The organism is Flavobacterium defluvii (genome assembly GCF_900129555.1).
Classification (GTDB): Bacteria; Bacteroidota; Bacteroidia; order Flavobacteriales; family Flavobacteriaceae; genus Flavobacterium; species Flavobacterium defluvii.
Window position 1 is genome coordinate 215,460 of the sequence record NZ_FQWC01000003.1, and the last position, 24,705, is coordinate 240,164.

At 34.0% G+C, this 24,705-nt stretch carries 22 protein-coding genes; 12 read left to right on the forward strand and 10 right to left on the reverse strand.

Going from position 1 to position 24,705, the window contains the following annotated elements:
• Positions 1–171 precede the first annotated feature (171 nt).
• Both BUC29_RS08530 and BUC29_RS08535 read left to right on the forward strand, forming a co-directional pair.
• Positions 172–1,413 (forward strand): peptidase U32 family protein, encoded by a 1,242-nt coding sequence (locus BUC29_RS08530; protein ID WP_073415316.1) that lies wholly within the window; start codon positions 172–174, stop codon positions 1,411–1,413.
• Positions 1,413–1,643 (forward strand): ferredoxin, encoded by a 231-nt coding sequence (locus BUC29_RS08535; RefSeq protein ID WP_073415317.1) that lies wholly within the window; start codon positions 1,413–1,415, stop codon positions 1,641–1,643. The genes BUC29_RS08530 and BUC29_RS08535 overlap by 1 nt, the downstream gene beginning before the upstream one ends.
• Positions 1,644–1,732: 89 nt before the next feature.
• On the opposite strand, the gene BUC29_RS08540 is transcribed toward BUC29_RS08535, so the two are convergent.
• From BUC29_RS08540 to BUC29_RS08560, 5 genes are all read right to left on the reverse strand, one after another.
• Positions 1,733–2,533, reverse strand: a complete 801-nt coding sequence (locus tag BUC29_RS08540) for a hypothetical protein (RefSeq protein ID WP_073415318.1) — start codon at positions 2,531–2,533, stop codon at positions 1,733–1,735.
• A 171-nt stretch (positions 2,534–2,704) separates the two neighbouring features.
• Positions 2,705–3,313 carry a DUF2306 domain-containing protein gene (locus BUC29_RS08545; protein WP_073415319.1) on the reverse strand — a complete coding sequence of 203 codons (609 nt, stop codon included), beginning with the start codon at positions 3,311–3,313 and terminating at the stop codon, positions 2,705–2,707.
• A 133-nt stretch (positions 3,314–3,446) separates the two neighbouring features.
• Entirely contained in the window at positions 3,447–3,863 is a 417-nt protein-coding gene (locus BUC29_RS08550; RefSeq protein ID WP_073415320.1) for an Imm70 family immunity protein, read from the reverse strand.
• A gap of 6 nt (positions 3,864–3,869) precedes the next feature.
• The gene (locus BUC29_RS08555) at positions 3,870–4,133 is read right to left on the reverse strand and encodes a hypothetical protein (RefSeq protein ID WP_073415321.1); all 264 of its coding nucleotides are present in this window, start codon (positions 4,131–4,133) and stop codon (positions 3,870–3,872) included.
• A gap of 34 nt (positions 4,134–4,167) precedes the next feature.
• Positions 4,168–4,797: an RDD family protein gene (locus BUC29_RS08560; RefSeq protein ID WP_073415322.1), complete on the reverse strand. Its 630-nt coding sequence runs from the start codon at positions 4,795–4,797 to the stop codon at positions 4,168–4,170.
• Positions 4,798–5,053: 256 nt separating this feature from the next.
• Between BUC29_RS08560 and BUC29_RS08565 the strand changes: the two genes are divergently transcribed.
• From BUC29_RS08565 to BUC29_RS08595, 7 genes are all read left to right on the forward strand, one after another.
• Complete coding sequence (locus tag BUC29_RS08565) at positions 5,054–6,424, forward strand: PSP1 domain-containing protein (protein ID WP_073415323.1); 1,371 nt, start codon at positions 5,054–5,056, stop codon at positions 6,422–6,424.
• Positions 6,408–6,887, forward strand: a complete 480-nt coding sequence (locus tag BUC29_RS08570) for a gliding motility lipoprotein GldH (RefSeq protein ID WP_073415324.1) — start codon at positions 6,408–6,410, stop codon at positions 6,885–6,887. Before BUC29_RS08565 ends, BUC29_RS08570 begins: the two co-directional genes overlap by 17 nt.
• 10 nt (positions 6,888–6,897) lie before the next feature.
• The gene (locus tag BUC29_RS08575) at positions 6,898–9,204 is read left to right on the forward strand and encodes a penicillin-binding protein 1A (protein ID WP_073415325.1); all 2,307 of its coding nucleotides are present in this window, start codon (positions 6,898–6,900) and stop codon (positions 9,202–9,204) included.
• Positions 9,205–9,611: 407 nt separating this feature from the next.
• On the forward strand, positions 9,612–10,313 hold the full coding sequence (locus tag BUC29_RS08580) for a CoA transferase subunit A (RefSeq protein WP_073415326.1): 702 nt from the start codon (positions 9,612–9,614) through the stop codon (positions 10,311–10,313).
• Positions 10,314–10,390: 77 nt separating this feature from the next.
• Positions 10,391–11,044 (forward strand): CoA transferase subunit B, encoded by a 654-nt coding sequence (locus BUC29_RS08585; RefSeq protein ID WP_073415327.1) that lies wholly within the window; start codon positions 10,391–10,393, stop codon positions 11,042–11,044.
• 104 nt (positions 11,045–11,148) lie between these two features.
• Positions 11,149–11,577, forward strand: coding sequence for a hypothetical protein (locus BUC29_RS08590; protein WP_073415328.1), 429 nt, complete (start codon positions 11,149–11,151; stop codon positions 11,575–11,577).
• Positions 11,578–11,904: 327 nt separating this feature from the next.
• Positions 11,905–14,673, forward strand: a complete 2,769-nt coding sequence (locus BUC29_RS08595; protein WP_073415329.1) for a M4 family metallopeptidase — start codon at positions 11,905–11,907, stop codon at positions 14,671–14,673.
• A 408-nt stretch (positions 14,674–15,081) separates the two neighbouring features.
• Here BUC29_RS08595 and BUC29_RS08600 read toward each other — a convergent pair whose 3' ends face one another.
• Positions 15,082–17,736, reverse strand: coding sequence for a TonB-dependent receptor (locus BUC29_RS08600; RefSeq protein ID WP_073415330.1), 2,655 nt, complete (start codon positions 17,734–17,736; stop codon positions 15,082–15,084).
• Positions 17,737–17,928: 192 nt separating this feature from the next.
• Here BUC29_RS08600 and BUC29_RS08605 point away from each other — a divergent pair, with 192 nt between their 5' ends.
• A complete protein-coding gene (locus tag BUC29_RS08605) occupies positions 17,929–18,816 on the forward strand; it encodes an SAM hydrolase/SAM-dependent halogenase family protein (protein WP_139260450.1) in 888 nt (295 codons plus the stop codon).
• A gap of 72 nt (positions 18,817–18,888) precedes the next feature.
• Here BUC29_RS08605 and BUC29_RS08610 read toward each other — a convergent pair whose 3' ends face one another.
• Together BUC29_RS08610 and BUC29_RS08615 are read right to left on the reverse strand one after the other, a co-directional pair.
• Positions 18,889–19,416, reverse strand: coding sequence for a DUF6646 family protein (locus BUC29_RS08610; RefSeq protein WP_073415331.1), 528 nt, complete (start codon positions 19,414–19,416; stop codon positions 18,889–18,891).
• Between the two features lie 49 nt (positions 19,417–19,465).
• Positions 19,466–20,200 (reverse strand): metallophosphoesterase family protein, encoded by a 735-nt coding sequence (locus BUC29_RS08615; protein ID WP_073415332.1) that lies wholly within the window; start codon positions 20,198–20,200, stop codon positions 19,466–19,468.
• 140 nt (positions 20,201–20,340) lie between these two features.
• Here BUC29_RS08615 and dinB point away from each other — a divergent pair, with 140 nt between their 5' ends.
• Positions 20,341–21,423, forward strand: coding sequence for a DNA polymerase IV (dinB, locus tag BUC29_RS08620; RefSeq protein ID WP_073415333.1), 1,083 nt, complete (start codon positions 20,341–20,343; stop codon positions 21,421–21,423).
• Positions 21,424–21,518: 95 nt separating this feature from the next.
• The gene (locus tag BUC29_RS08625) at positions 21,519–22,019 is read left to right on the forward strand and encodes a PAS domain-containing protein (RefSeq protein ID WP_073415334.1); all 501 of its coding nucleotides are present in this window, start codon (positions 21,519–21,521) and stop codon (positions 22,017–22,019) included.
• A 134-nt stretch (positions 22,020–22,153) separates the two neighbouring features.
• On the opposite strand, the gene BUC29_RS08630 is transcribed toward BUC29_RS08625, so the two are convergent.
• On the reverse strand, positions 22,154–23,758 hold the full coding sequence (locus BUC29_RS08630; protein ID WP_073415335.1) for a fumarate hydratase: 1,605 nt from the start codon (positions 23,756–23,758) through the stop codon (positions 22,154–22,156).
• 268 nt (positions 23,759–24,026) lie between these two features.
• A complete protein-coding gene (gene tnpA / locus BUC29_RS08635; protein ID WP_073415336.1) occupies positions 24,027–24,488 on the reverse strand; it encodes an IS200/IS605 family transposase in 462 nt (153 codons plus the stop codon).
• Between the last annotated feature and the right edge of the window lie 217 nt (positions 24,489–24,705).

A 24,705-nucleotide genomic window follows, 5' to 3' on the forward strand; every position in this document is an offset into this window, starting at 1 on the left:
ACAATACGTTTCCCACGGTTGAAACCGTGGGCTATGTTGATCTTCGGCAAAGAATCTTTTTAATTTATAGACTATGATAAAAATCATAGAAATCTAATTTAGACCACATTATTTTTGCCAATTGTTAGATGGCTAAATCCAAAAACATGTCATCCGAATACTAAATCAAAAATGACATTTCATAAAAAAATTGAACTCATGTCTCCAGCTGGAGATTTTGAATCGCTTCAGGCTGCCTTAGATAATGGCTGTGATTCTGTATATTTTGGAGTAGAACAGCTTAATATGCGCGCGCGCTCAACGGTGAATTTTACGATTGACGATTTAAAAGAAATTGCCAATCGATGCGAGGCCAAAAACGTTCGTAGTTATTTGACTTTAAACACCATTATTTACGATCACGATTTATCAGTCGTAAAAACATTATTGACAAAAGCTAAAGAGGCAAACATTACAGCTGTCATTGCTTCAGATCAGGCTGTAATTGCTATGGCAAGATCAATTGGAATGGAAGTCCATATTTCAACCCAGTTGAATGTAACTAATATCGAAACCATAAAATTCTACAGCTTATTTGCCGATACAATGGTTTTAAGTCGTGAACTGAGTTTGCGTCAAGTAAAAAATATCACCGACCAAATTGAAAAAGAGCAAATTAAAGGACCAAACGGAAATTTAGTTGAAATCGAAATTTTTGGTCACGGAGCTTTGTGTATGGCAGTTTCGGGAAAATGTTATTTGAGTTTACATTCTCATAATTCATCTGCCAATCGTGGCGCGTGCAAACAAAACTGCCGAAAAAAATATACCGTTATCGATCAGGAAACGGGTTTCGAAATCGAATTGGATAACGAATACATGATGTCACCTAAAGACTTGTGCACACTGGATTTCTTAGATCAGGTTATCGATTCCGGAATTAAGGTTTTAAAAATAGAAGGACGTGGCCGTGCACCAGAATATGTGGCAACAGTAACTAAAACGTATCGTGAAGCGATTGATGCATATTACGAAGGAACTTTTTCAAAAGAAAAAACTTTAGTTTGGATTCAAGCGTTAGAAACCGTTTACAATCGGGGATTTTGGTCAGGATATTATCTAGGTCAGGAATTAGGCGAGTGGAGCGATATTCCAGGATCAGCCGCAACACAGAAAAAGGTTTATGTGGGTAGAGGAATACATTATTTTCCAAAAGCTGAGGTTGGACAATTTAAGATTGAAGCTTACGATATTAAAATTGGAGATAAAATTTTAGTTACAGGACCAAGTACAGGCGCTCAGGAAATGATTATCGATGAAATGTTTGTAAACGATGCTGCTGGAGAAAAAGCTACAAAAGGTGACGACTGCAGTTTCAAATTGCCTTTTAGAATCAGAATGTCGGACAAATTATATAAAATTGTCGAAGCATAATGGTTGTCGTAACTTTACAAAGAGATAAATGCATTGGCTGTAATTATTGTGTTGAGATGGATCCGGTTCATTTTCAAATGTCAAAGAAAGACGGAAAATCGGTTTTGATTCATTCTGTAAATACAAAGGGATTTTTTACACTGAAATCTCCAAATCATACAATTTTTGAGAGTTGTGAATTGGCAGCAAAGGCCTGTCCGGTTAAGATTATTACGGTTAAGGAAACTTAAAAATCATTAAATAAAAACAAAAATCCCCTTTTTGAAAAACAAAATAGGGATTTTTGCTGTTACCTCATGTAACTTAAACCTTCGGCGATTTATTCTATAGTAGAGTAACTCTTAATTTGAATGTAATCATCTTTGTTATCAGTATCTCTAAAAAGAAATACAACATAATTGCTAAAAAAATCAGAAAGATTACGATCTTCAATTATATTTAGTTCACTGTTGTAAAATCGGGATGAATGTACGAAACTTTCTAAATCAAGTATTTTTTTAGATTTAAATCTTGGTCGGGTTTGTACATCGAATTCTTCAAAGAAAAAAGTACCGGTTTTAGATTTTCCGCCATCTTTTAATAAATATCTTTTTGGTGTACAATGCTCAGGTTCGTAAATGTATTTATTGTCCAGTTTAAAAAAAAGCGTATCCTTTCTTCTGTTTTCTACAATTTTTAAATCTTTTTGAATTGGATAATAAGAAATATATTCTAAATTTTTAGACTTAATCAATTCATTACCGTTGACAAAAAAGATAACGTACTTATCAGTTAATGAGTCTTTAAGTTTCCATTTGTCGACTATTTTATTATGATTGCCGTCATAATAAAATTTCTTATTTTCAATATAATCCTTTATTGATAATATTTTCTTGGGTTTAATTTCTTTTTGAGGAAGAGAATCTGCAGTAAAATAAATGTAACCGTCTGTGTTTGTCTGTCTAAATTGCATTTTTTGAAATGCCAGCTTTTGAGTATACTTTTCGTTTGACTGTTTTAGTTCAATCGATGACGATATTGTATAATACTTATCGAGATTAAAAAAAAGAGTATCTTTTTCTTTAACTTGAGCAGTGAGAGTGAAAGATATAAGTGATGCTAAAAATACAAAAGTTCTCATTTTTAAAGATTCAATAATTTTATTTGGAAAAAAACTTGTCTTAATTTCAAGACAAGTTTAAAAACGAGCAAATATATTCTTAATATTCTTACAAAAAACACAAAATATTGTGAAAGTAAAATTAAAATGTAGCTAATAAATTTTCAAGCAAAAAATGGCAGTAAATAAATACTATATATTTCTGTTTAATTTTTTTATTAAAAAATAGCCAAAAATAATATTTGGTATCCAGCAAACCCAAGCAGTTATTCTATAGGCAATTGTAAAATCTTTGAGCGTCAAAACTAATAAAGGAAGCCAGATTCTTAATGTAATTGCGGCAGAACAAGCAGCATAACTATAAATCATCATTTTATGATGTTCATTTATTTTGCCTTTTTTAATAGTTAGATAAGCTAAAAGTGTAGATGTAAACCAAATTAAGGCAAGAGAAATAAAACCTATAGCAGACCAAATTCCTCCAGTTGCAAAAACTCCAATATAAATTCCGGACAAAGAGCTTATTAAAACAGAAGCAACATATAGTTTTCCTATGTTGCGATGCAATTTGATTTTTTTAGATCTGAGTTTAGGAATAAATTGAATCCATCCAACAAGCAAAGCTATTCCGCCTGGAATGATATGTGAATAGAAAGCGACATTCCAACAAAAATTGGATAAAAGTTCATCCGATTTTGTTTGTAAAAGACCAAATTTCCTGTCAATCAAAAAGTAAATTATAGGATACAAGCCAATAATTATTGCAAGTAAGATGAATAATTTTTTAAATAGTTTTTTCATAACCTCTAAATTATAAAAGATGAAAGACGTTTTTACTTGTAAATTTAAAGATGATTATAGTTTGAAAATGACTGTTGTAGGACGGAAAATTGTTAGGATAAGACAAACTTTAATAATGTAACTATAATCGAGATTATTGAAAAATAATATCAAGATCATTATCAATAGCATCTTTGCACAATTCGATTAGTCTATCGATTAGATTTTCTCCATCAACATCAATGAAACAATCGTAGAGATTTAGAATTTTAATTTGATATAAATCTATCAATTCTTTTTTCTGATCTATAACTTTTTTATTAGGAGCTTGTTTTTGAAACGTTTTCTTTACTTTTTTAAGTTCAAACATCATTTCTACACATTCTTTAGATTCCCATTTTCCATCGCAATCAGAATGATTCATAATTGTTGGACAAATATCTCCCCAATTAGAACTGTTTTCAATGAATTCATAAATGCAATCACGAAAAATTCCAAAATACTCGTAAGTTCCCACTTCCAAGCCATTTATTTCTTCTTCATTTTTAAAAATTGCTAAATATAAACCCATAGTAATTTAATCTAAAGTTCTTTCTACTTTTATATGCGATTTGTTCTCTTTCATTAATTGCTTTAAATCATTTTTTAAAAGACATTCTTTTTTTACTTTAATGATTAATTGACCTTTTTTCGAGATTGCATCTGACAATAATATTTTGATTTGGTACGTTGCTCTTAGTTCATAACAACATTTTATTAAATACCGTTTATTATTTGAAAAAATATCAGCCTTGGCAGTTCTGGTGACTTGATGTTTTGTGTATTTATATTCGATATTCATGTTTTTGAATTTATAATAGTAATTTTATTCTCAATTACATTTTCTCAATAACCACAGTACTTGCAACATAATCATGAAATCCTTTTCGCTTAGGAGTAAAAAGAAGAATAATATTTATTACGGGAATAAATTTTACTACAGCCCTTAAAAAGTATCTTAAAGCAGAAATAGGTTCGTTATTATCTGAAACTGAAATAACAGACATCATTTTTTTTCCAAGTGTTCCTTTAAAAAACAATTCCATTAAGAAGAAATAAAGAAACCAAATTGGCAGAAAAATAAGTGTAAATCTTGTGTTGAAATATTCGGGTAAATGTTTTGAGAAAATTGCCAACGGAATATTTAATATTACTAACAAAAAAAGATCAATTATATAAGCTCCGATTCTTTTTCCAGTTGAAGTTATTGGGAGAATATCTTCTAAGGTGTTTTGAACAGAGTCGTTGTTTAGTAATATCGAATTTGGCTCGTAGAGTGTTTTGCAAGTTGTACATTCTAAAGAATCTCCCATTTTTCCTAATGGTAGTAATGGAATAAAAAATAATGCAAAATATTTTTTAGCCTGTTTTAAAATAAAATTTCTTTGCTTGTTGCATCTTGAACAATGAAAAGTTCCTTTCTTAATTCCTATTTCAACTATTTGAGAACCAAATATTACGATCATTTTTTTTAATTTTAAAAATTGGGTGCAAAAATAATTTTGAGAGTATATTTAAATAACCTTCATAAGACATAAAATAAACATTTTAGGGTTTTTTCAAATTGTTTGAAAAATTAAATCGGAGTTGATAAAAACACATTTTTTTATTTAACAACCCTTTACAATTAATCTATAAATAGCCAAATAAAAAAAATACTATCTTTACCGATCAAACGTTTATGAACTTAAGCTGCATTTTGGCAGCACTACATATATAATTATGGCATGTACAAGTTGTTCAACCTCAGATGGCGGCGCACCAAAAGGTTGTAAAAATAATGGGACTTGCGGCACCGATAGCTGCAATAAATTGACGGTTTTTGACTGGCTTTCAAACATGAGTCCGTCCAATGGAGAGGCGATTTTTGATTGTGTTGAGGTACGTTTTAAAAACGGACGTAAGGAATTTTTTAGAAATACAGAAAAATTAAGTTTAAGTATTGGTGATATTGTAGCAACTGTTGCTTCACCTGGACATGATATTGGAATTGTGACTTTGACAGGAGAATTGGTTAAAATTCAAATGAAGAAAAAAGGAGTTAATCCGGATAGTAACGAAGTTCCAAAAATTTACAGAAAAGCATCTCAAAAAGATATCGATATCTGGTCAGCAGCACGTGAACGTGAAGAACCAATGAAGGTTCGTGCACGAGAATTGGCAATTCACCATAAGCTAGAAATGAAAATCTCTGATATTGAATTTCAGGGAGATGGATCAAAAGCAACATTTTATTATACCGCAAACGACAGAGTCGATTTTAGAATGCTGATTAAAGATTTTGCCAAAGAATTCAGCACCAGAGTCGAAATGAAACAAGTTGGTTTCCGTCAGGAAGCTGCTCGTTTGGGCGGAATTGGTTCCTGCGGCCGTGAACTTTGCTGCTCGACCTGGCTTACAGATTTTAGAAGCGTAAACACATCTGCGGCACGTTATCAGCAGTTGTCATTGAATCCTCAAAAATTAGCCGGACAATGCGGTAAACTTAAATGTTGTTTAAACTATGAGTTAGATACTTATATGGACGCATTGAAGGATTTTCCGGATTACGATACAAAGCTAATAACCGAAAAAGGAGACGCAGTCTGCCAGAAACAAGATATTTTTAAAGGATTGATGTGGTTTGCATACACAAATAACTTTGCAAACTGGCATGTTTTGAAAATTGATCAGGTAAAAGAAATTATTGCCGAAAATAAACAAAAAAACAAAGTTTCTTCTTTAGAAGATTTTGCAATTGAAGTTACTTCAGAGCCGGAAAAAGATTTTAATAACGCAATGGGTCAGGAAAGTTTAACGCGTTTTGATCAGCCAAAAAGAAAGAAAAAACCAAATCGCAAGAAAAAACAAAATGCTGAAACAGCTGTTGCTGCAGCACCAGAAAAACAAAAACAGGCACAAAATAATAAACCAGCTGGCGCAGTAAACCCGAATCAGCAGAATAAGCAAAACAACCCAAATAAACCACATCATAAGAATAAGCACAAAAATTCGAATAAATCAAACAATCCGAATCAGCAAAATTCAAATGATAACAAACCTACAGAACCTAGAAAACCTATAATTATCACAAAAAATGAGAATAAAAAATAGCGGGATTCTTCTTTTGGCAGCGATACTTCTTTTTTCGTGCGACAAAAAGAGAGTATTCGATGAGTACAAATCTGTTGGAAGTGCCTGGCACAAAGACAGCATTGTCACTTTTGACCTGCCGGTTTTGGATTCTACCAAAAAGTACAATTTGTTTGTAAATTTGAGAGATAACAACAATTATCCTTTCAATAATTTATTTTTGATTGTGGCTATGGAAACACCAAGTGGTTTTACAAAAGTTGATACTTTAGAATACCAAATGGCAAACCCTGACGGAACATTGATGGGAAATGGTTTTACTGATATAAAGGAAAGTAAACTTTTTTACAAAGAAAATGTGAAGTTTAAAGGAAAATACAAAGTACATATCAAACAAGCTGTTAGAGAATCAGGGAAAATACCTGGAGTCGAAGCTCTGGAAGGTATTACAGATGTAGGTTTTAGAATAGAACAAAAAGATTAGAAAAATAGTTATGGCTGCTAAAAAAAACAATCAAACCAACACCGTAAAGGATATTAATTACTACAAAAAGAAATTCTGGAGAATCTTTGCTTATACGCTTTTAGGTATTCTGGCTTTCTTCTTATTTGCCTCTTGGGGATTTTTCGGGTCGATGCCTTCTTTTGAAGATTTAGAAAACCCAGATTCAAATCTGGCTACCGAGATTATTTCTTCTGATGGAGTTGTTTTAGGTAAATATTTCAAGACCAACAGATCACAGCTTAAATATTCAGATTTGCCAAAAAGTTTAGTTGAAGCTTTAGTGGCAACAGAAGATGCACGTTTTTACGAACATTCAGGAATTGACGGACGCGGAACTTTAAGAGCTGTTTTTAGTTTAGGTACAAATGGTGGAGCGAGTACCTTAACACAACAGCTTGCCAAACAATTATTTCATGGTGAAGGATCTAAATTTCTTCCTTTCAGAATTGTACAAAAAATAAAAGAGTGGATTATCGCCATTCGTCTGGAACGACAATATACCAAAAATGAAATCTTGGCAATGTATTGTAACGTATACGATTTCGGTAATTATTCAGTTGGAGTAAGCTCGGCAGCACAGACGTATTTCTCCAAAGACCCAAAAGACTTAACGATGGACGAATCGGCTATTTTAGTCGGAATGTTCAAAAACTCAGGATTATACAATCCCGTTAGAAATCCCGAAGGAGTAAAAAACCGTCGTAACGTTGTTCTTGCTCAAATGGCAAAAGCAAAAATGATTACAAATGCCGAAAAAGAAAGACTTCAGGCATTACCTATCGCATTAAAATTCAAATTAGAAAGCCACCGCGAGGGAACGGCTACTTATTTTAGAGAATATCTTCGTGATTACATGAAAAAATGGGTAACCGAAAACAAAAAACCAGACGGAACGGATTATGACATATACAAAGATGGTTTAAGAATTTATACAACCATCGATTCAAGAATGCAGCAATATGCAGAAGAAGCAGTGGCAGCGCATATGAAAAACCTGCAGCAGCAGTTTTTCATTGAAATGAAAAACAATAAAAATGCACCTTTCGTAAATATTACTCAGGCTGAAACTGACAGAATCATGATGCAGGCGATGAAAAATTCTGTTCGCTGGGCACAAATGAAAGAAATGGATAAGAGCGAAGACGATATTATTGCTTCTTTCAAAGTAAAAACGAGAATGCGCGTATTTACATGGAAAGGTGAGCGTGATACCATCATGACACCGCTGGATTCTATTCGTTACTACAAGCACTTTTTACAATCTGGTTTAATGGCGATGGAACCGCAAACAGGTAATATTAAAGCCTGGGTTGGAGGAATTAATTATAAATATTTCCAATACGATCACGTAGGTCAGGGAGCGAGACAAGTAGGTTCTACATTCAAACCTTTCGTTTATGCAACAGCTATCGAAGAGTTGAATATGTCACCTTGTGATTCTATTCTTGACGGACCATTTATGATCCATAAAGGACGTCACCATGTAACAGAAGACTGGGAACCAAGAAACTCTGACAACAGATACCGCGGAATGGTAACTTTAAAACAAGGTTTGGCCAACTCTATCAACACCGTTTCTGCAAAATTAATTGACAGAACAGGTCCTGAAGCTGTTGTAGATTTGACAAGAAAATTGGGAGTAAAAACAGAAATTCCGGTTCAGCCTTCAATCGCATTAGGAGCTGTAGATATTACAGTTGAAGATATGGTTGCGGCATACAGCACATTTGCAAATCAGGGAGTTTACGTAAAACCACAGTTTTTAAGCAGAATCGAGAACAAAAGCGGTGAAGTTATTTACGAACCGATTCCGGAATCTCATGACGTTTTAAATAAAGATATTGCCTTTGCCGTAATCAAATTATTAGAAGGTGTAACCGAAACCGGATCTGGAGCACGTTTACGTACACAAGGAGGAGGAAGTGGAGATAACCGCTGGACAGGATATCCGTATATGTTCAAAAACCCAATTGCGGGTAAAACAGGAACAACACAAAACCAGTCAGATGGCTGGTTTATGGGAATGGTTCCAAATTTAGTAACAGGAGTTTGGGTTGGATGCGAAGATCGTTCGGCACGTTTCAAAAGTTTAACTTACGGACAAGGTGCAACCGCAGCCTTACCGGTTTGGGCTTATTTTATGAAACTTTGTTATAAAGATGAAAACCTTCAAATCTCAAAATCAGAATTTGAACGTCCGGCAAATCTTTCTATAAAAGTAGATTGTTACCAAAGACCTGCGGTTGTAAAAGACACAACGCAAACAGAGCAAAATACAGACGAATTCGAGTTATAATTTAAATTCGTTTTTAAATAATAAATCCTCTTATGATCTTCTGAATCTGGAAGAATATAGGAGGATTTTTTTTCGAACCATCGTTTTTATTTTAAGCCGTTATAAAGTATATTGCTTATACTCCATTAGGAGTTAAATATCGGTAGCGTAATAATGATAAAACTTCGAAGATGTCCCGTAGGGACTACACCTTTACAGGCTTTTGATTGCGTATAGTCCCTACGGGACAAAAAATACTATAGCTAATAAATTTTCTACCAATATTTAATCTCTACGAGATTTTTTCTCTATATTATAAGGTTTATAATTAATAATTGATTTCAAATTTTATTTTTTACGAAATCGATATAATTTAATCTAAAAATCTTATTTTTATCAAAAATATACGGTAATAAAGACAGTTTGTTATGATAACAAAAAAAGTTAATAATGTTCAGGACGCAATTAAAGGAATTGAAACCGGTATGACGATTATGTTTGGTGGATTTGGTTTATGCGGAATTCCTGAAAATACAATTGCAGCATTGGTAAACACTTCAATTTCAGATTTAACTTGTATTTCAAACAATGCAGGGGTTGATGATTTTGGTTTAGGTTTGCTTTTACAGAAAAAACAAATCAAAAAAATGATTTCATCTTATGTGGGAGAAAATGCCGAGTTCGAGCGTCAGATGCTTTCTGGAGAACTTGAAGTTGAGTTGACACCGCAGGGAACTTTAGCAGAAAGATGCCGTGCTGCTCAGGCAGGAATTCCTGCTTTTTTTACGCCAGCCGGTTATGGAACCGAAGTTGCTGAAGGAAAAGAAGTGCGCGAATTCAACGGTAAAATGCATATTATGGAACAAGCTTTCAAAGCTGATTTTTCGATTGTAAAGGCATGGAAAGGTGATGAAGCCGGAAATCTTATTTTTAAAGGAACTGCCAGAAACTTTAATGCCTGCATGGCTGGAGCCGGAAAAATTACAATTGCAGAGGTTGAAGAATTGGTTCCTGTGGGTACTTTGGATCCAAATCAAATTCATATTCCGGGAATTATGGTTCAACGTATCTTTCAGGGAGAAAAATTTGAAAAAAGAATCGAACAGCGAACTGTGAGAAAGAGAGCATAATTAGATAATGAGATAATTTGTCGATTAGATAATTCAATTATCTGATTATCAAATTTTCTAATTAACACATTCAAGACATGTTAACAAAAGAAGATATAGCGAAAAGAATCGCAAAAGAAGTAAAAGACAGATATTTTGTGAATCTTGGAATAGGAATTCCAACTTTGGTTGCAAATTATGTTAGGGAAGATATTGCAGTTGAGTTTCAAAGTGAAAATGGTGTTCTCGGTATGGGGCCGTTTCCTTTTGAAGGTGAAGAAGATGCAGATATTATCAACGCAGGAAAACAAACCATAACCACATTGCCGGGAGCGAGTTTTTTCGATTCGGCTTTTAGTTTTGGAATGATTAGAAGCCAAAAAGTAGATTTAACTATTCTGGGCGCAATGGAAGTTTCGGAAAACGGTGATATTGCCAATTGGAAAATTCCGGGAAAAATGGTAAAAGGAATGGGAGGTGCAATGGATTTAGTGGCTTCTGCCGAAAACATCATTGTGGCCATGATGCACGTTAATAAAGCAGGAGAATCAAAAATTCTAAAAAAATGTACTCTGCCATTAACAGGCGTAGGATGCGTAAAAAAGATTGTAACCGAGCTTGCCGTTCTCGAAGTAACCGAAAAGGGTTTTAAGCTCTTAGAAAGAGCGCCAGGCGTTTCTGTAGAACATATTATCGCTTCAACTGAAGCTGAATTGATAATTGAAGGTGAAATTCCGGAAATGGATATTTAATTATAACCATTTAACTTTAGAAAAGAGAATTTTCGGAAATGGAGATTCTCTTTTTTATTTTCAGATAATCTTTATCTACATTTGCTTGGATTAAATAAGCACATTTGGAAAAGTTTGAAATAGATTTAAAATGGGGAAGTTATTTGTTTATTGCAAATATGGTTTCTACAATTTGTATTGTGTTATTAATATTTTTAATTAACAGTTATAGCTTTATATATTTATCTGATATACTTATACCAATTTTTATAATTCAACTTATTTACTTCACTATTAAAGCTATCAGAGAAAATAGAAAATATGACTTAAGTAAAGGTTTTCGAAAGATTTTTGTTTTTACTAGACTTTTAGTTTTCTATTTCATGTTAATTTCGTTTTCAGACGGAAGAACAAATATCTGGTGTTTTTCTTTACTTCTTCCTTATAGAAAAAAAGATATTTCAGAGTTAATTCAAGATGATTCAAATGAAGAGGATGAAATTACATTGAAAGAGTTTATGGTTAGATTAAAAAGAAAATTTTCAAGACCCTAAATATTAATGCAGATATAAAATTAAAAAACCGCTTTTTTGAGCGGTTTTTTTATACTTATCCATTTATAAAAAAAGTTTTTTGTCTGTATTTCAGTACATTAAAAATAATTGATATATTAATTTTCGGACTTTTTTGCTGCTAAATTATCACGTTTTGTTATATAAAAGTTAAATTTATGTAAAAAATGTTGCATTTTATCGATTAACGGCAAATTTCATCGATTATCTAACAAAATTAAAATACTTTTATCTCAAATTTAAGTATTTACTTACTTTAATTGATTGATTTTTTTTATCATTTAACTAAACTTAAAACCCCCAATTATTATGAAAAAAAAATTACCAAAAATTATTGTGACCACAATTGTTCTTAGTTTTTCTTTTTCTGCATTTGCGCAGGTTCAAACCGACAAACGGGTAGAACAGAAAAGTGTTTCAGAAAATGGACAGCCAAATTTAATTACGTTTAATGAACTTTCGACTTATAAAAGTTCAGAATCACAAAAGGTTTTTAAAGAACAATTAGGTTTAAAAGATTCTCAATCCTTCAAAAAAATCAGAACAGAATCGGACAAACAAGGTTACACGCATGAAAAATTTCAACTGTACGAACAGGGAATTAAAGTAGAATTTGCCAATTATACTTTACATTCAAAAGATGGAAAATTAGTTTCAATGAACGGTGAATATTACAACATCGAAAACGTGAAACTTTCTCCTGCACTTTCTGCGCAAGATGCTTTTAATAAGGCATTAAGCTACACGCGCGCCACAGAATATCTTTGGGACAAACCACAAGATGCCGCCGAATTAGGATATGAAAAACCAAAAGGTGAATTGGTTTTACTTCCTGATATGGAACAGCAAGGTCAAAAAAGAGCAGGCGATAAAGTTCGTTTGGCTTATAAATTTGACATTTATGCTACAAAACCATTAAGCCGTGGTGACCTTTATATTGATGCTGAAACTGGAAAAGCATTGTTTTATAATGCTGCAATAAAACACCTGAACGATAATGTTCACGTGAGTAAAGCTTCAAATTCGGTTAAAAATGAAACAGCTTCAAAAGCAGCATTCGTAGCAGCAAACGCAGCAACTCGTTACAGCGGAACGCAGACTATTCAAACTACTTTAAGCGGATCATCTTATATTTTATCAGATACATCTCGTGGTTTGGGAATTCAAACGTATAATTCTGCAAGAACTGCGACGTATCCAACAACAAACTTTACAGATGCTGATAATAACTGGACAGCGGCCGAATACAATAACACAAACAAAGACAATGGAGCACTGGATGCACATTGGGGCGCTGAAAAAACATACGACTATTGGTCATCTGTTCACGGAAGAAACAGTTTTGATAATGCCGGAGCAAAAATTAAAAGTTATGTCCATTATAATTTAGTTGCAGCAGGATATTCTAGCAACAACAACGCCTTCTGGAACGGAAGTGTAATGACATACGGTGACGGAACAGGAACTGGTGGATTTGACATTTTAACTTCACTAGATGTTGCCGGACATGAAATTGGCCATGCGGTTTGTACTTATACAGCAAATTTAGCTTACCAAAAAGAATCTGGAGCAATGAACGAAGCTTTCTCTGATATTTGGGCAGCTTGTATTGAATATCATTCAGCGCCAACAAAATCAATCTGGCTGGTTGGTGAAGATATCGAAAGAAGAAGCGGACACGTAGCTTTACGTTCAATGAGCGATCCAAATGCTGAAGGACAACCGGACACTTACGGAGGGACATATTGGGTAAACGTAAATTGTACTCCAACAAATAGCAATGATCAATGTGGTGTACATACAAATTCTGGTGTTTTAAACCATTGGTTTTACATCTTATCAGTAGGTAAATCAGGAACTAATGATCTTGGAAATGCTTATAACGTAACAGGAATTACTATTGATAAAGCAGAAAAAATTGCTTTCCGTTTAGAAGATGCTTATTTGGGAGCAAACTCAACTTATGCAAATGCAAGAACATACGGAATACAATCGGCTATTGATTTATACGGAGCTGGTTCTGCAGAAGTTATAGCTACAACAAATGCATTTTATGCAGTAGGAGTTGGAGCGGCATATTCTGGAGGAACAGATACAACTGCGCCATCTGCACCAACAGGTTTGGCAGCTTCCGGAACTACGGGAACAACTACAAACTTAACATGGACAGCTTCTACAGATAATGTAGCGGTTACCGGTTATGATATTTACCAGGGAACAAGCTTTAAAGGTTCTTCTACTACAACTTCTTATACTGTAACTGGATTAACGCCTTCAACTGCTTATACTTTTAGCGTAAAAGCCAAAGATGCAGCGGGGAATATTTCTGCTGCTAGTAATACAGTAAACGTAACCACTACAACAACGAGTGTAACATATTGTAATTCACAAGGAAACAGCGCTGCCGACGAAAGAATTGGTAAAGTTGTTTTTGGAACTATTAATAATACTTCAACAGGAACAACTGGTTATGAAAACTATACTTCTATTTCGACAAATGCTGCCAGAGGAACGGCTTATACAATTACAATAACGCCAACCTGGACTTCAACAACGTATAACGAAGGTTATGCAGTATTCATTGATTATAACCAAGATGGAGATTTCTCTGATTCTGGAGAAACGGTTTGGACAAAAACGGCATCAAAAACTACTCCGGTAACAGGAACAATTACAATTCCGTCAACTGCAGCTTTAGGAACAACAAGGTTAAGAGTTTCTATGAAATACAATGCGGTTCCAACAGCTTGTGAAACTTTCTCTTATGGGCAAGTTGAAGATTATACTATAAACATTACAGCTTCTGGAACAATCGATGGTGAAGAAATCGCAGCAGGATTAATCGAAACTACTGCACCAGTTGGTTTTGCATTATATCCAAATCCGGTTGAAAGCGAATTGAATGTTTCTCTTTCTGAAGAAAATTATTCATATAAAATCATAAACGCATTAGGGCAGCAGCTGGGCTCAGGACAAGTTGCAGGTTCTATTGATGTAAGTAAATTAAGCACAGGAATTTATCTTATCGAATTAAATAACGGAGATAAAAAAATCGTGAAGAAATTTGCTAAAAAATAAGAGAATTGAATTAGTTAGTTAAAATAGAAAAGCCTCGCAATTTGCGGGGCTTTTTTTGTTTTTAACCACAAAATATTTTTTAACGCAAAGAGCGCTAAGATTTCTCGCAAAGTTCACCAAAGTTTTTTTAATCTCGCAAAGTCGCGGAGCCGCAAAGTTTTTATTAATTGCCTCCTGCTTTAGCTGGAGGAAGTATAATTTATACACAAAAGGGCTTTAGCCAAACGATTATGTTTGGCTAAAGCCCTTTTCCCTTTCATTACTTTTTCATCCAGCTAAAGCTGGACGTTATTGAATCTAAACAATGAACTTTGCGGCTCCGCGACTTTGCGAGATTAAATCACCCACAAAGAAAAATAACTCTGCTAACTTTGCGAGAAACCTCAGTGCCCTTTGCGGTTAAAATGCCTACAAAGAAAAACTCATTCTTCCGAAGTAATAAGCCCCCGTAGTTCCCATTTGAACCGGTGCATATTTGAATACTCCGTAATAACTGTTTTCATAGATTTGTTTATCCGGGAAAACATCAAATAAGTTATTAGCGCCTAAGGCAAACTGAACTCTAGGCGTTATTTTATAAGCAATTGTCAAATCGGTAACTACTTTTCCGTTATGTCTTTGAATGCCGCCAAAAGGGAAACCATCTCGAATAACTTCACCAAAATAAGTATTTCTCAATAAAAAGTTCCATTTATCAATACTGTAATTAACAGCAAAAGTTCCTTTGTGTTTAGGAGTATTCGATTCGATTAGACTTCTTTCCTGCGGTCCGTAATAAACATCTTCCTGACCAACAAAAATGGCCGGAATATTGTTTAACTGATTATCAACCTGATTGTTGTTGTAATTGTATAATAAAGAAAGATTCAATTTACCACGTCCGGCATTTAAATCATAATCGATAACAACGTCAAGACCATCTGTAGTAGTATTAATTGCATTAGTAAAGAAACGTCCCGTTTGAGCCCCATATTGAGCAAATAAATTACGAAGTTCAGGAACAGGATCTCCATAAGCATCGTTTCCTAAATTTCCGGTCAAAATGATTCGGTTATCAATTCGAATATGATAATAATCTGCAGTTATATGCAAATTTTTTGTTGGAGAAAAAACAACTCCAAAACTGTAATTTCTAGACGTTTCTTCTTTTAATTTCGGAATTCCGAGTTGTTTTGCTACGTCGCTGTCATTTCTAAAAATACCCGAATTCAGAAGTTCACCATCAACAACATCTGTTGCGATATTATTGAAATATTGCTGATGCAATGAAGGCGCTCTAAAACCAGAACTAATCGCGCCGCGCACAAAAAGATTATTCAGGATTTTATATCTCAAAGATAATTTCCCGTTTATAGTATTTCCAAAATCGGTATAATCTTCATAACGACCCGCAATTCCAACTAAAAACTTATCAGTAATATCCGCTTCAACATCAGCATAAACACCAACGCTGTTTCTGTCTTCATTAACTTGATTTAGAGGAGAAAATCCTGGAAAAGACTGCGCGCCGCCATCAATATAAGAAGCTTCTTCGCCGGGAACAATTTTATATTTTTCATATCGATATTCGGCACCAAAAGCAACATTCAATCCGCTGAAAATATCTTTATACAATCTTGAAATGTCAGCATTTACCGTATTTTGAAGAAAAGAATGATTTCCGGCTTTAAATTCTGTCGGACTGGCATCTCCCAGAGAAAAGTTGTTTGTGTTTGAAACATCATAAACAAATTTATTTTCTCCAATTGTATTACTCAAATCCAGTTTCCATTCGCCAAATTTGAATTTGAAACCAAATGAAGAAGAAAGATCCGTAACAACTGAATTCAATTCAGGTTGAAATCCGAAAGGAAAAATAGAAGTTACAACACTTTCTGTTTCACTTGGTAAACGTCTAAAACCGTAACCTGTTCCTTTTCTGTGGCTCACACCTCCGGAAGCATAAAATTCGATTTGTTCGTTTAACGGAATCGAAGCATTAAAGAAACCCTGAATATTCTGGATTTTTGCGTCACCAATCTGGAAATTAAAATCATCACGTTTCAAACCGTTTTGAGCCAAAAGATTATCATCAATCTGACGTGATTGCGCCGGATCATCAGCAAAATCGTAAGCAAAGAAATTGCCTTCTGCCGATTGATCAAAAATAATCAGGTTATGATTTTGAGAACGATTTGTTTTCTGACGGTCATTAAATTCTGCCGAAAGATTTATAAAGCCGCCTTTATTGCCAATTTTTGTTCCGTAATTTAAATTCAAATTTGTTGTTTGACCGTCATTTCTTGAAGTCGAACCATAAGTGGCATTTGCTTCTAAACCTGTGTTGTCTTTTAAAACCAAGTTTATAACACCAGCAATCGCATCAGATCCATATTGTGCAGCTGCACCATCGCGTAAAACTTCAATTCTTTTAATTGCCGAAGCTGGAATTGCGCTTAAATCAGTTCCAACCGAACCATTTCCAACCGTGTTTTGATAATTTACCAAAGAAGTTGTGTGTCTTCTTTTTCCGTTAATCAAAACCAAAACCTGATCCGGACCCAAACCTCTCAAAGAAGCCGGATCAATATGTTCCGTCCCGTCTGCCGAAGATTGTCGGTTTGAATTGAAAGACGGAATCAAATACGTTAAAATGTCATTTGTTGTGGTTTGCGGTGTTGTGTTTCTAATTTTAGCCAGATTTACAACATCAACAGGAACGGCGGTTTCGAGTTTAGATTTCTTTGGGTTTCGGTTTCCAACAACTACAATTTCATCTAAATTATTATTTTCTAAAATCAATTGAACATCCACAAAATGATCTTTTGCCACTATTTCTTTGGTTTGATAGCCAAATAACGATACGATAAGTGTTGGTGAATTTGTGACTGCCGAAATTTTGAATTTTCCCAAAGCATCACTTGTTGCCGTAGTTTGAGTTCCTTTTACAAGAATAGCAGCAAACTCTAACGGAATTCCGGTTTCAGTTGTGATTGTTCCGCTGATTTCGTGATTTTGGGCAAAAAACAAACTGCTCGACAAAGTGAGAACGAGTGTTATAATAAGTTTTAATTTTTTTCTCATAATAAAAATGGTTTTTTGTACTAAAAGTATTGGAGAGATTATTTTCCTATTATTTATATAGGATAAAGAATAAAATGCAAATGTAATTGTAAAAAACTAAAATCAATTTATAAAATCTTGTTTTTTGTAAATTCATTATATGATTTTTTGATTTTAATGAAATATCTTTGCATAAATTTAAAAATAGAAAAAATGAAATTAAGAGTACTACTTTTTTTGTTAGCAATTACATTTAATGGTTTTTCGCAAAATAATGTATTGGTTTTTCAATCTGATTTTGGTTTGAAAGATGGAGCGGTTTCTGCTATGAAAGGAGTTGCAATGGGTGTTTCAACCGATTTGAAAATATTTGATTTAACACACGAAATTCCGGCTTTTAATATTTGGGAAGCAGCTTATCGTTTATCACAAACGGCTCAATATTATCCAACGGGAACTGTTTTTGTTTCAGTTTGTGATCCGGGAGTAGGTACGTCAAGACATTCGGTAGTTTTATTGACAAAATCGGGTCATTATTTTGTAACGCCGGATAACGGAACTTTAACTTTAATAGCAGAACAATTAGGAATTCAGGAAGTTCGTGAAATCGATGAGGTTAAAAACCGTCGTCAAAACTCCAATGAATCGTATACGTTTCACGGACGTGATGTGTATGCTTTTACAGGCGCGCGTTTAGCATCAAAAACAATTACTTTTGAAGAAGTTGGGCCAAAACTGCCAAGTGAAGTGGTTAAAATTGATTACCAAAAACCAGTTTTTGAAAACGGAGTTATCAAAGGTGGAATTCCAATTCTGGATATTCAATACGGAAATGTTTGGACAAATATTGATAAAAAGACGTTTGCTAATCTTGGTTTAAAAGCGGGTGACTTCGTTAAAATTCAGATTTTCAACGGAACTAAAAAAGTATATGACGGAAAATTAAAACTGGTAAATACTTTTGGAGAAGTTCCTGTAGGAACGGATGTTACGTATTTCAACAGTCTTTTGAATTTTTCATTAGCCGTAAATCAGGGGAGTTTCTCAGCTAAATATAAAATTTACAGCGGTGCTGACTGGACAATTCAGTTAAGCAAATAATGTTGTTATACATAAAAAGAAAAACCGCTCAATTGAGCGGTTTTTTTATAAAACTTTGCGAGATAAATTCTCTTATAAATTAAAAGAAGCTCCTAAACTAAAAGTAGCCTGATTGTTTAAATGATCGAACATATCGTTATTGTCGCTGTATTTTGCAATAGGGAAACCAATTTCTGTAAAAACACCAAATCCGTCAGTAAAAAAGTAACGTCCTCCGATGTGTCCTCCAAAGTTTTTTAAACCTAAGCTTAAACCTGGATAAACATCTAACTGCTCAACACCAATAACACTGCTTAAATTAGCATTGATTCTTGCTTTTGCATCAAAACGATCTTTAAATTCCGGCTTGTAATCGCTGTAGTAAGTTGGGCCTCCGTGGTAGTAACCATTAAAATTGTCTACTCCAAGTAAGTAAGTAGAAACAAATCCGAAAGAGAAATTTTCTCCTAAACCAAAGTCGATAGAACCTTGAATTCCTGATCCTCCATCTTGTAGATTAGCACCTACGTTTACTTTCATATCGCCTTTTCCGCTAAAAGCTTTTTGCGCATGAATAAATCCAAACGATACTAAAAACAATAATGTGATAACTTTTTTCATAAACTTAAATATTAATTATTTTGCTGTGCAAATATTAAATTTTTATATATCAATTCCTACCTTTTTCGTTAGAATACAATTCATTTAACGGTTCGCTCTGCCAGAATTCTTTTGTATCGATGTTCATAATCGTTAGAGGGCCTTTAAAAGCAGCTCCGGTATCGACATTCCAAACGCAGGCTTTATTTATTGGCACCGTTTCTCCAATTCTGGTAACAGGCGTGTGACCAATATATATCTCTTTGTAAACCGTAAAACGTTTTGGATAATATAAATCATCAGGTTTTAAATTTGGGTCTAATGCTAATGCTGATTCCCAAAGTGTTCTGTCCCAATAGAATAATTTTGGAAAATATTCCCATACTACACCATTTAGATTCGTGAATCCCGCATGAACAAAAAGTCGGTTTTCATCATCGAGATAATAATCCTTCAGCGATTCAAAAAAAGCAATATGATCTTTTTTTCTTTCTGGTGAAATTTTAGAATATCCTTCAACAGTAGCTCTTCCGCCATGTTTGTACCACATTTCTTCATCAAAATCTTCATGTCTGTTTTCAAGCCAGTCCAACGCCAGCTGATCATGATTTCCTCTGATGAAAATACAATTTTGTGTTTTTTTAAATTCTATAAGAAAGTCTATAACTTCTGCCGACTGACTCCAGCCATCAACATAATCGCCTAAAAATATAATAGTATCTTGTGTAGTAACTTCGGCTCTTTTCAAGACTTGTTCAAGTGCGAGTAATCCTCCGTGTATGTCGCCTATAACAAATGTTCGCATTTTTAAATATTTCGGTAGTAACTACAAAAATAATTAAAATGATTTGTTTGGGATCATTTACTTGTTAATCTTTCAAAATTGATACTATTTATAACTATTTCAAGCGTTTTTTTACTGCTTTACTTTTTAAATTTGCAAAAATGTCAGATGCGCCAACATATCGCAAAATAATTCATATTGATATGGATGCTTTTTATGCTTCGGTAGAGCAGATGGATAATCCTGCTTTACGCGGAAAACCTGTTGCAGTTGGCGGATCAGAAAATAGAGGAGTAGTTTCGGCGGCAAGTTACGAGGCTAGGAAATTTGGTGTGCGAAGTGCCATAAGCGGTGTTTTGGCCAAAAAATACTGTCCTGAAATTATTTTTGTCCGGCCGAGATTTGATCGGTATAAAGAAATTTCATCCAAAATTCATAAAATCTTTCATGATTATACAGATTTGGTAGAACCGCTTTCGCTTGATGAAGCGTATCTTGATGTTACTCAAAATAAAAAAGGAAATCCAAGCGCAAGTTTATTGGCACAGGAAATTAGAAACCGTATTTTAAATGAAGTAGGACTTACGGCTTCAGCTGGAATTTCGATTAACAAATTTGTGGCCAAAATTGCCAGCGATTTCAATAAACCCAACGGGCAGAAAACCGTAAATCCTGATGAAATAGTACCTTTTCTGGAAGAACTGCCAATACGAAAGTTTTATGGGGTTGGAAAGGTCACGACCGAAAAAATGTATCAGCTGGGCATTTTTACAGGTTTAGATCTCAAAAGTAAATCATTAGAATTTCTTGAAAAGCACTTCGGTAAATCCGGGGCTTTTTACTATAAAGTTGTTCGCGGAATTCATAACAGCGAAGTAAAGCCATTCCGAATTACAAAATCTGTAGCGGCAGAACATACTTTTGATGTTAATTTATCTTCAGAGATCTTTATGCTTGAACAGCTCGAAAGAATTGCTGTATCGTTGGAAAAACGATTAAAAAAGCATAAAATTTCTGGTAAAACAGTTACACTCAAAATTAAATACAGCGATTTTACGCAGCAAACCAGAAGTAAAACCCTGCCTTATTTTATTTCAGATAAAAGCTTGATTATGGAAGTGGTAGAAGAACTGTTGTATCAGGAAAAAATGAAAGATTCTGTCCGGCTGCTCGGAATTTCACTCAATAATCTGAATAATGAAGTGAAAAAAGCCGTTGTAGTACAGTTAAAGTTTGAATTTTAATTTTAGTAAAATTTTACTAAATGAGGTTTTCCCGTAATTTATTTTGTAACTTTAATTATAACTTTGAGAGAAATGATTTCTAATATTCATTTAAAATGAAAAAGAATAGCTCTGATGAAACAGCAAATCGTACTTGGGTGCCTATATTGGCCTTAGACCTTCATTATGAGTATTTGAATGAGTTGAAGGCTGTTTTTGCCGATATGAAAAAGGTAAATAAAATCTCAAGTCAGTTTACCTGGAACGAAGAAAATCTTAAAATCGAGGAAAGAATCAAGGATGAAGTTGTCCTTATAACCGATTTAGATTTAAAAATTGTATTTGCTTCCAACAGAATTAAAAGAATGACGGGTTATTATGAGGAAGAAGTTTTGGGCAAAACGCCTAAAATGTTTCAGGGACCGGCAACTTGTAAAACCGTTTTAAACGAAATTAAAGAAGCAATAGAACTAAAAGTACCGTTTAAAAAAACAATCCAGAACTATAAAAAAGATGGAAGAACTTATACCTGCAGTGTCGATGCAACGCCAGTTTATAATTCCAAGGGAGAGATTTCGCATTTTATAGCTTTTGAAAAAGAAGATAAAAGCGCTTAGGTTTTTAGTTGCAAAGAACGCTAAGGTTTACGCAAAGTACACAAATTATATAATGAAAAACCGCCTATTTAGGCGGTTTTTGTATTTTAAAAACTTAGAATCTCAGCACCTTAGCACCTTAGATTCTAAAAAAATTATAGATTTTCAAAAAAGTCATTTCCTTTATCGTCTGTGATAATAAATGCAGGGAAATCTTTTACTGTAATTTTACGAACAGCTTCCATACCTAATTCTTCAAAATCAACAACTTCAACTTTTAAGATATTGTCTTGTGCTAAAATAGCTGCAGGGCCTCCAATAGAACCCAAATAGAATCCGCCGTATTTGTTGCAGGCATCTGTAACTTGTTTAGTACGGTTTCCTTTTGCCAGCATAATCATACTTCCGCCATGTTTTTGGAATTCATCTACATAAACATCCATACGACCGGCAGTTGTTGGCCCAAAGCTTCCCGAAGGCATTCCTTCCGGAGTTTTTGCAGGTCCGGCATAATATACCGGGTGGTTTTTAAAGTATTCCGGCATCGGTTTTCCGGCATCTAATAGTTCTTTGATTTTTGCGTGAGCGATATCTCTCGCTACAATTACAGTTCCGTTTAGTTTTAAACGTGTTTTGATAGGATATTGAGAAAGTTTAGCCAAAATATCTGCCATTGGCTGATCTAAATCAATTTCAACCGGAGCTTCTAGATGCGGAGCTGTTTCTGGTAAAAATTGCTTTGGATTTACTTCTAATTGCTCAACGAAGATTCCGTCTTTGGTAATTTTTCCTTTAATATTTCTATCTGCTGAACAAGAAACTCCTAATCCAACCGGACAAGATGCTGCGTGACGCGGTAAACGAATTACACGAACGTCGTGTGTGAAATATTTTCCTCCAAACTGAGCTCCGATTTCACTTTCCTGACAGATTTTCTGAACACGTTCTTCCCATTCTAAATCACGAAATGCCTGACCAGCCATATTTCCTGAAGTTGGCAAATGATCATAATATCCTGCAGATGCTTTTTTAACGGCACTTAAGTTCGCTTCCGCAGAAGTTCCGCCAATAACCAAAGCCAAATGGTAAGGAGGACAAGCCGAAGTTCCTAAATCTTTTATTTTGGCACGGATGAAAGTATCCATAGATTTATCATTCAATAATGATTTTGTCTGTTGATATAAATAAGTCTTGTTTGCAGATCCTCCGCCTTTTGCCATAAATAAGAACTCGTAAGAAGCTCCTTTTTTAGCATAAATATCAATTTGCGCCGGAAGATTTGAGCCTGAATTCTTTTCTTCAAACATCGAAATCGGTACAATTTGAGAATAGCGTAAATTACGTTTTTGGTATGTGTTGAAAATACCTTTGCTCAACCATTCTGCATCATCAACACCTGTAAAAATGCTTTCACCTTTTTTTGCCATTACGATGGCAGTTCCGGTATCCTGGCAGCTTGGTAATTGACCTTCGGCAGCAACCGAAGCATTTTGAAGTAAATTATAAGCTACAAAACGATCGTTGTCTGTAGCTTCCGGATCGTCAAGAATTTTTCTTAGTTTTTGCAAATGCGTTGTTCTCAGCATGAACGAAACATCTGTTAAAGCTTCTTCAGCCAATAATTCTAAACCTTTTGGATCAACGGTTAAAACTTCGCGTTCTCCAAATTTTTCAACTTTTACAAAATCAGAGGTGATTTTGCGGTACTGCGTATCATCCTTTAAAATTGGGTAAGGATCCTGGTATATAAAATCAATCATTTCTTTGTTTTTTTACAAAGTTAGAAATTATTTACCTAAGAAAGAATTTGAATTAGGGGCGTTTGTGCGTATTAATTTATTCGCGAAAATCGCATATATAGAAACTGGACTGAAGTCCAGCTCTACAAAATAAATCGTTCCTCCGGAACTTTAGCAGAGCCAAGGCTCGGCCCATATTGTAGGGCTGGACTTCAGTCCAGTTTTGATGTGGATTGTAAAACCAGATTTTAATGCGGTGTTATTATTTTGATGTAGCGCAATTATAGAATTATATTAATTTTTCAAAAATGCGTCTCTCATCAAATTTAACATCGTATTTATTTAAAAATGAAGAATATTCATCTCTGAAATTTTGTTTTTTATGATGTTCTTCCTGGTTAGCTATATATTTATAAACAGCATCAATATGGGATTTACTATATGAAAAAACACCATAACCTTCCTGCCATTCAAATTTGTATTTTGTCAATTGATAATCATTGATGTATTTTGATGATTTCCCTTTTACAACTTTCATCAAATCCGAAACAGAAACCGTTGGTTTAAGTGCCAGAAGACAATGAACATGATCTTCAGTTCCGTTCACTATTATGGTTTTACAGCCAGTTTCGTTTATTAAATTTCCTATAACGCTTAATATTTTAGATTTACAATCATTTGTAATTAATGATTCTCTGTACTTAACTGCAAAAACGGCTTGTATATAAACTTGGTGAAATGTGTTTGACATTTTTATATTTATAACGATTAATAATTTGTTATAAATATATAAATTTTCTTACAAAAATAAATCACATCATATCATTTTAAACTGGACTGAAGTCCTGCCCTACAAAATAGATCGTTCCTTCGGAACTTTAGATTGAGTACTTTTGATATTACGAAGTTAAATGAAGTTCAGCTCTACAAACAAATAATTTTTCCAAACTGGAAAAAAAGAGCCAACG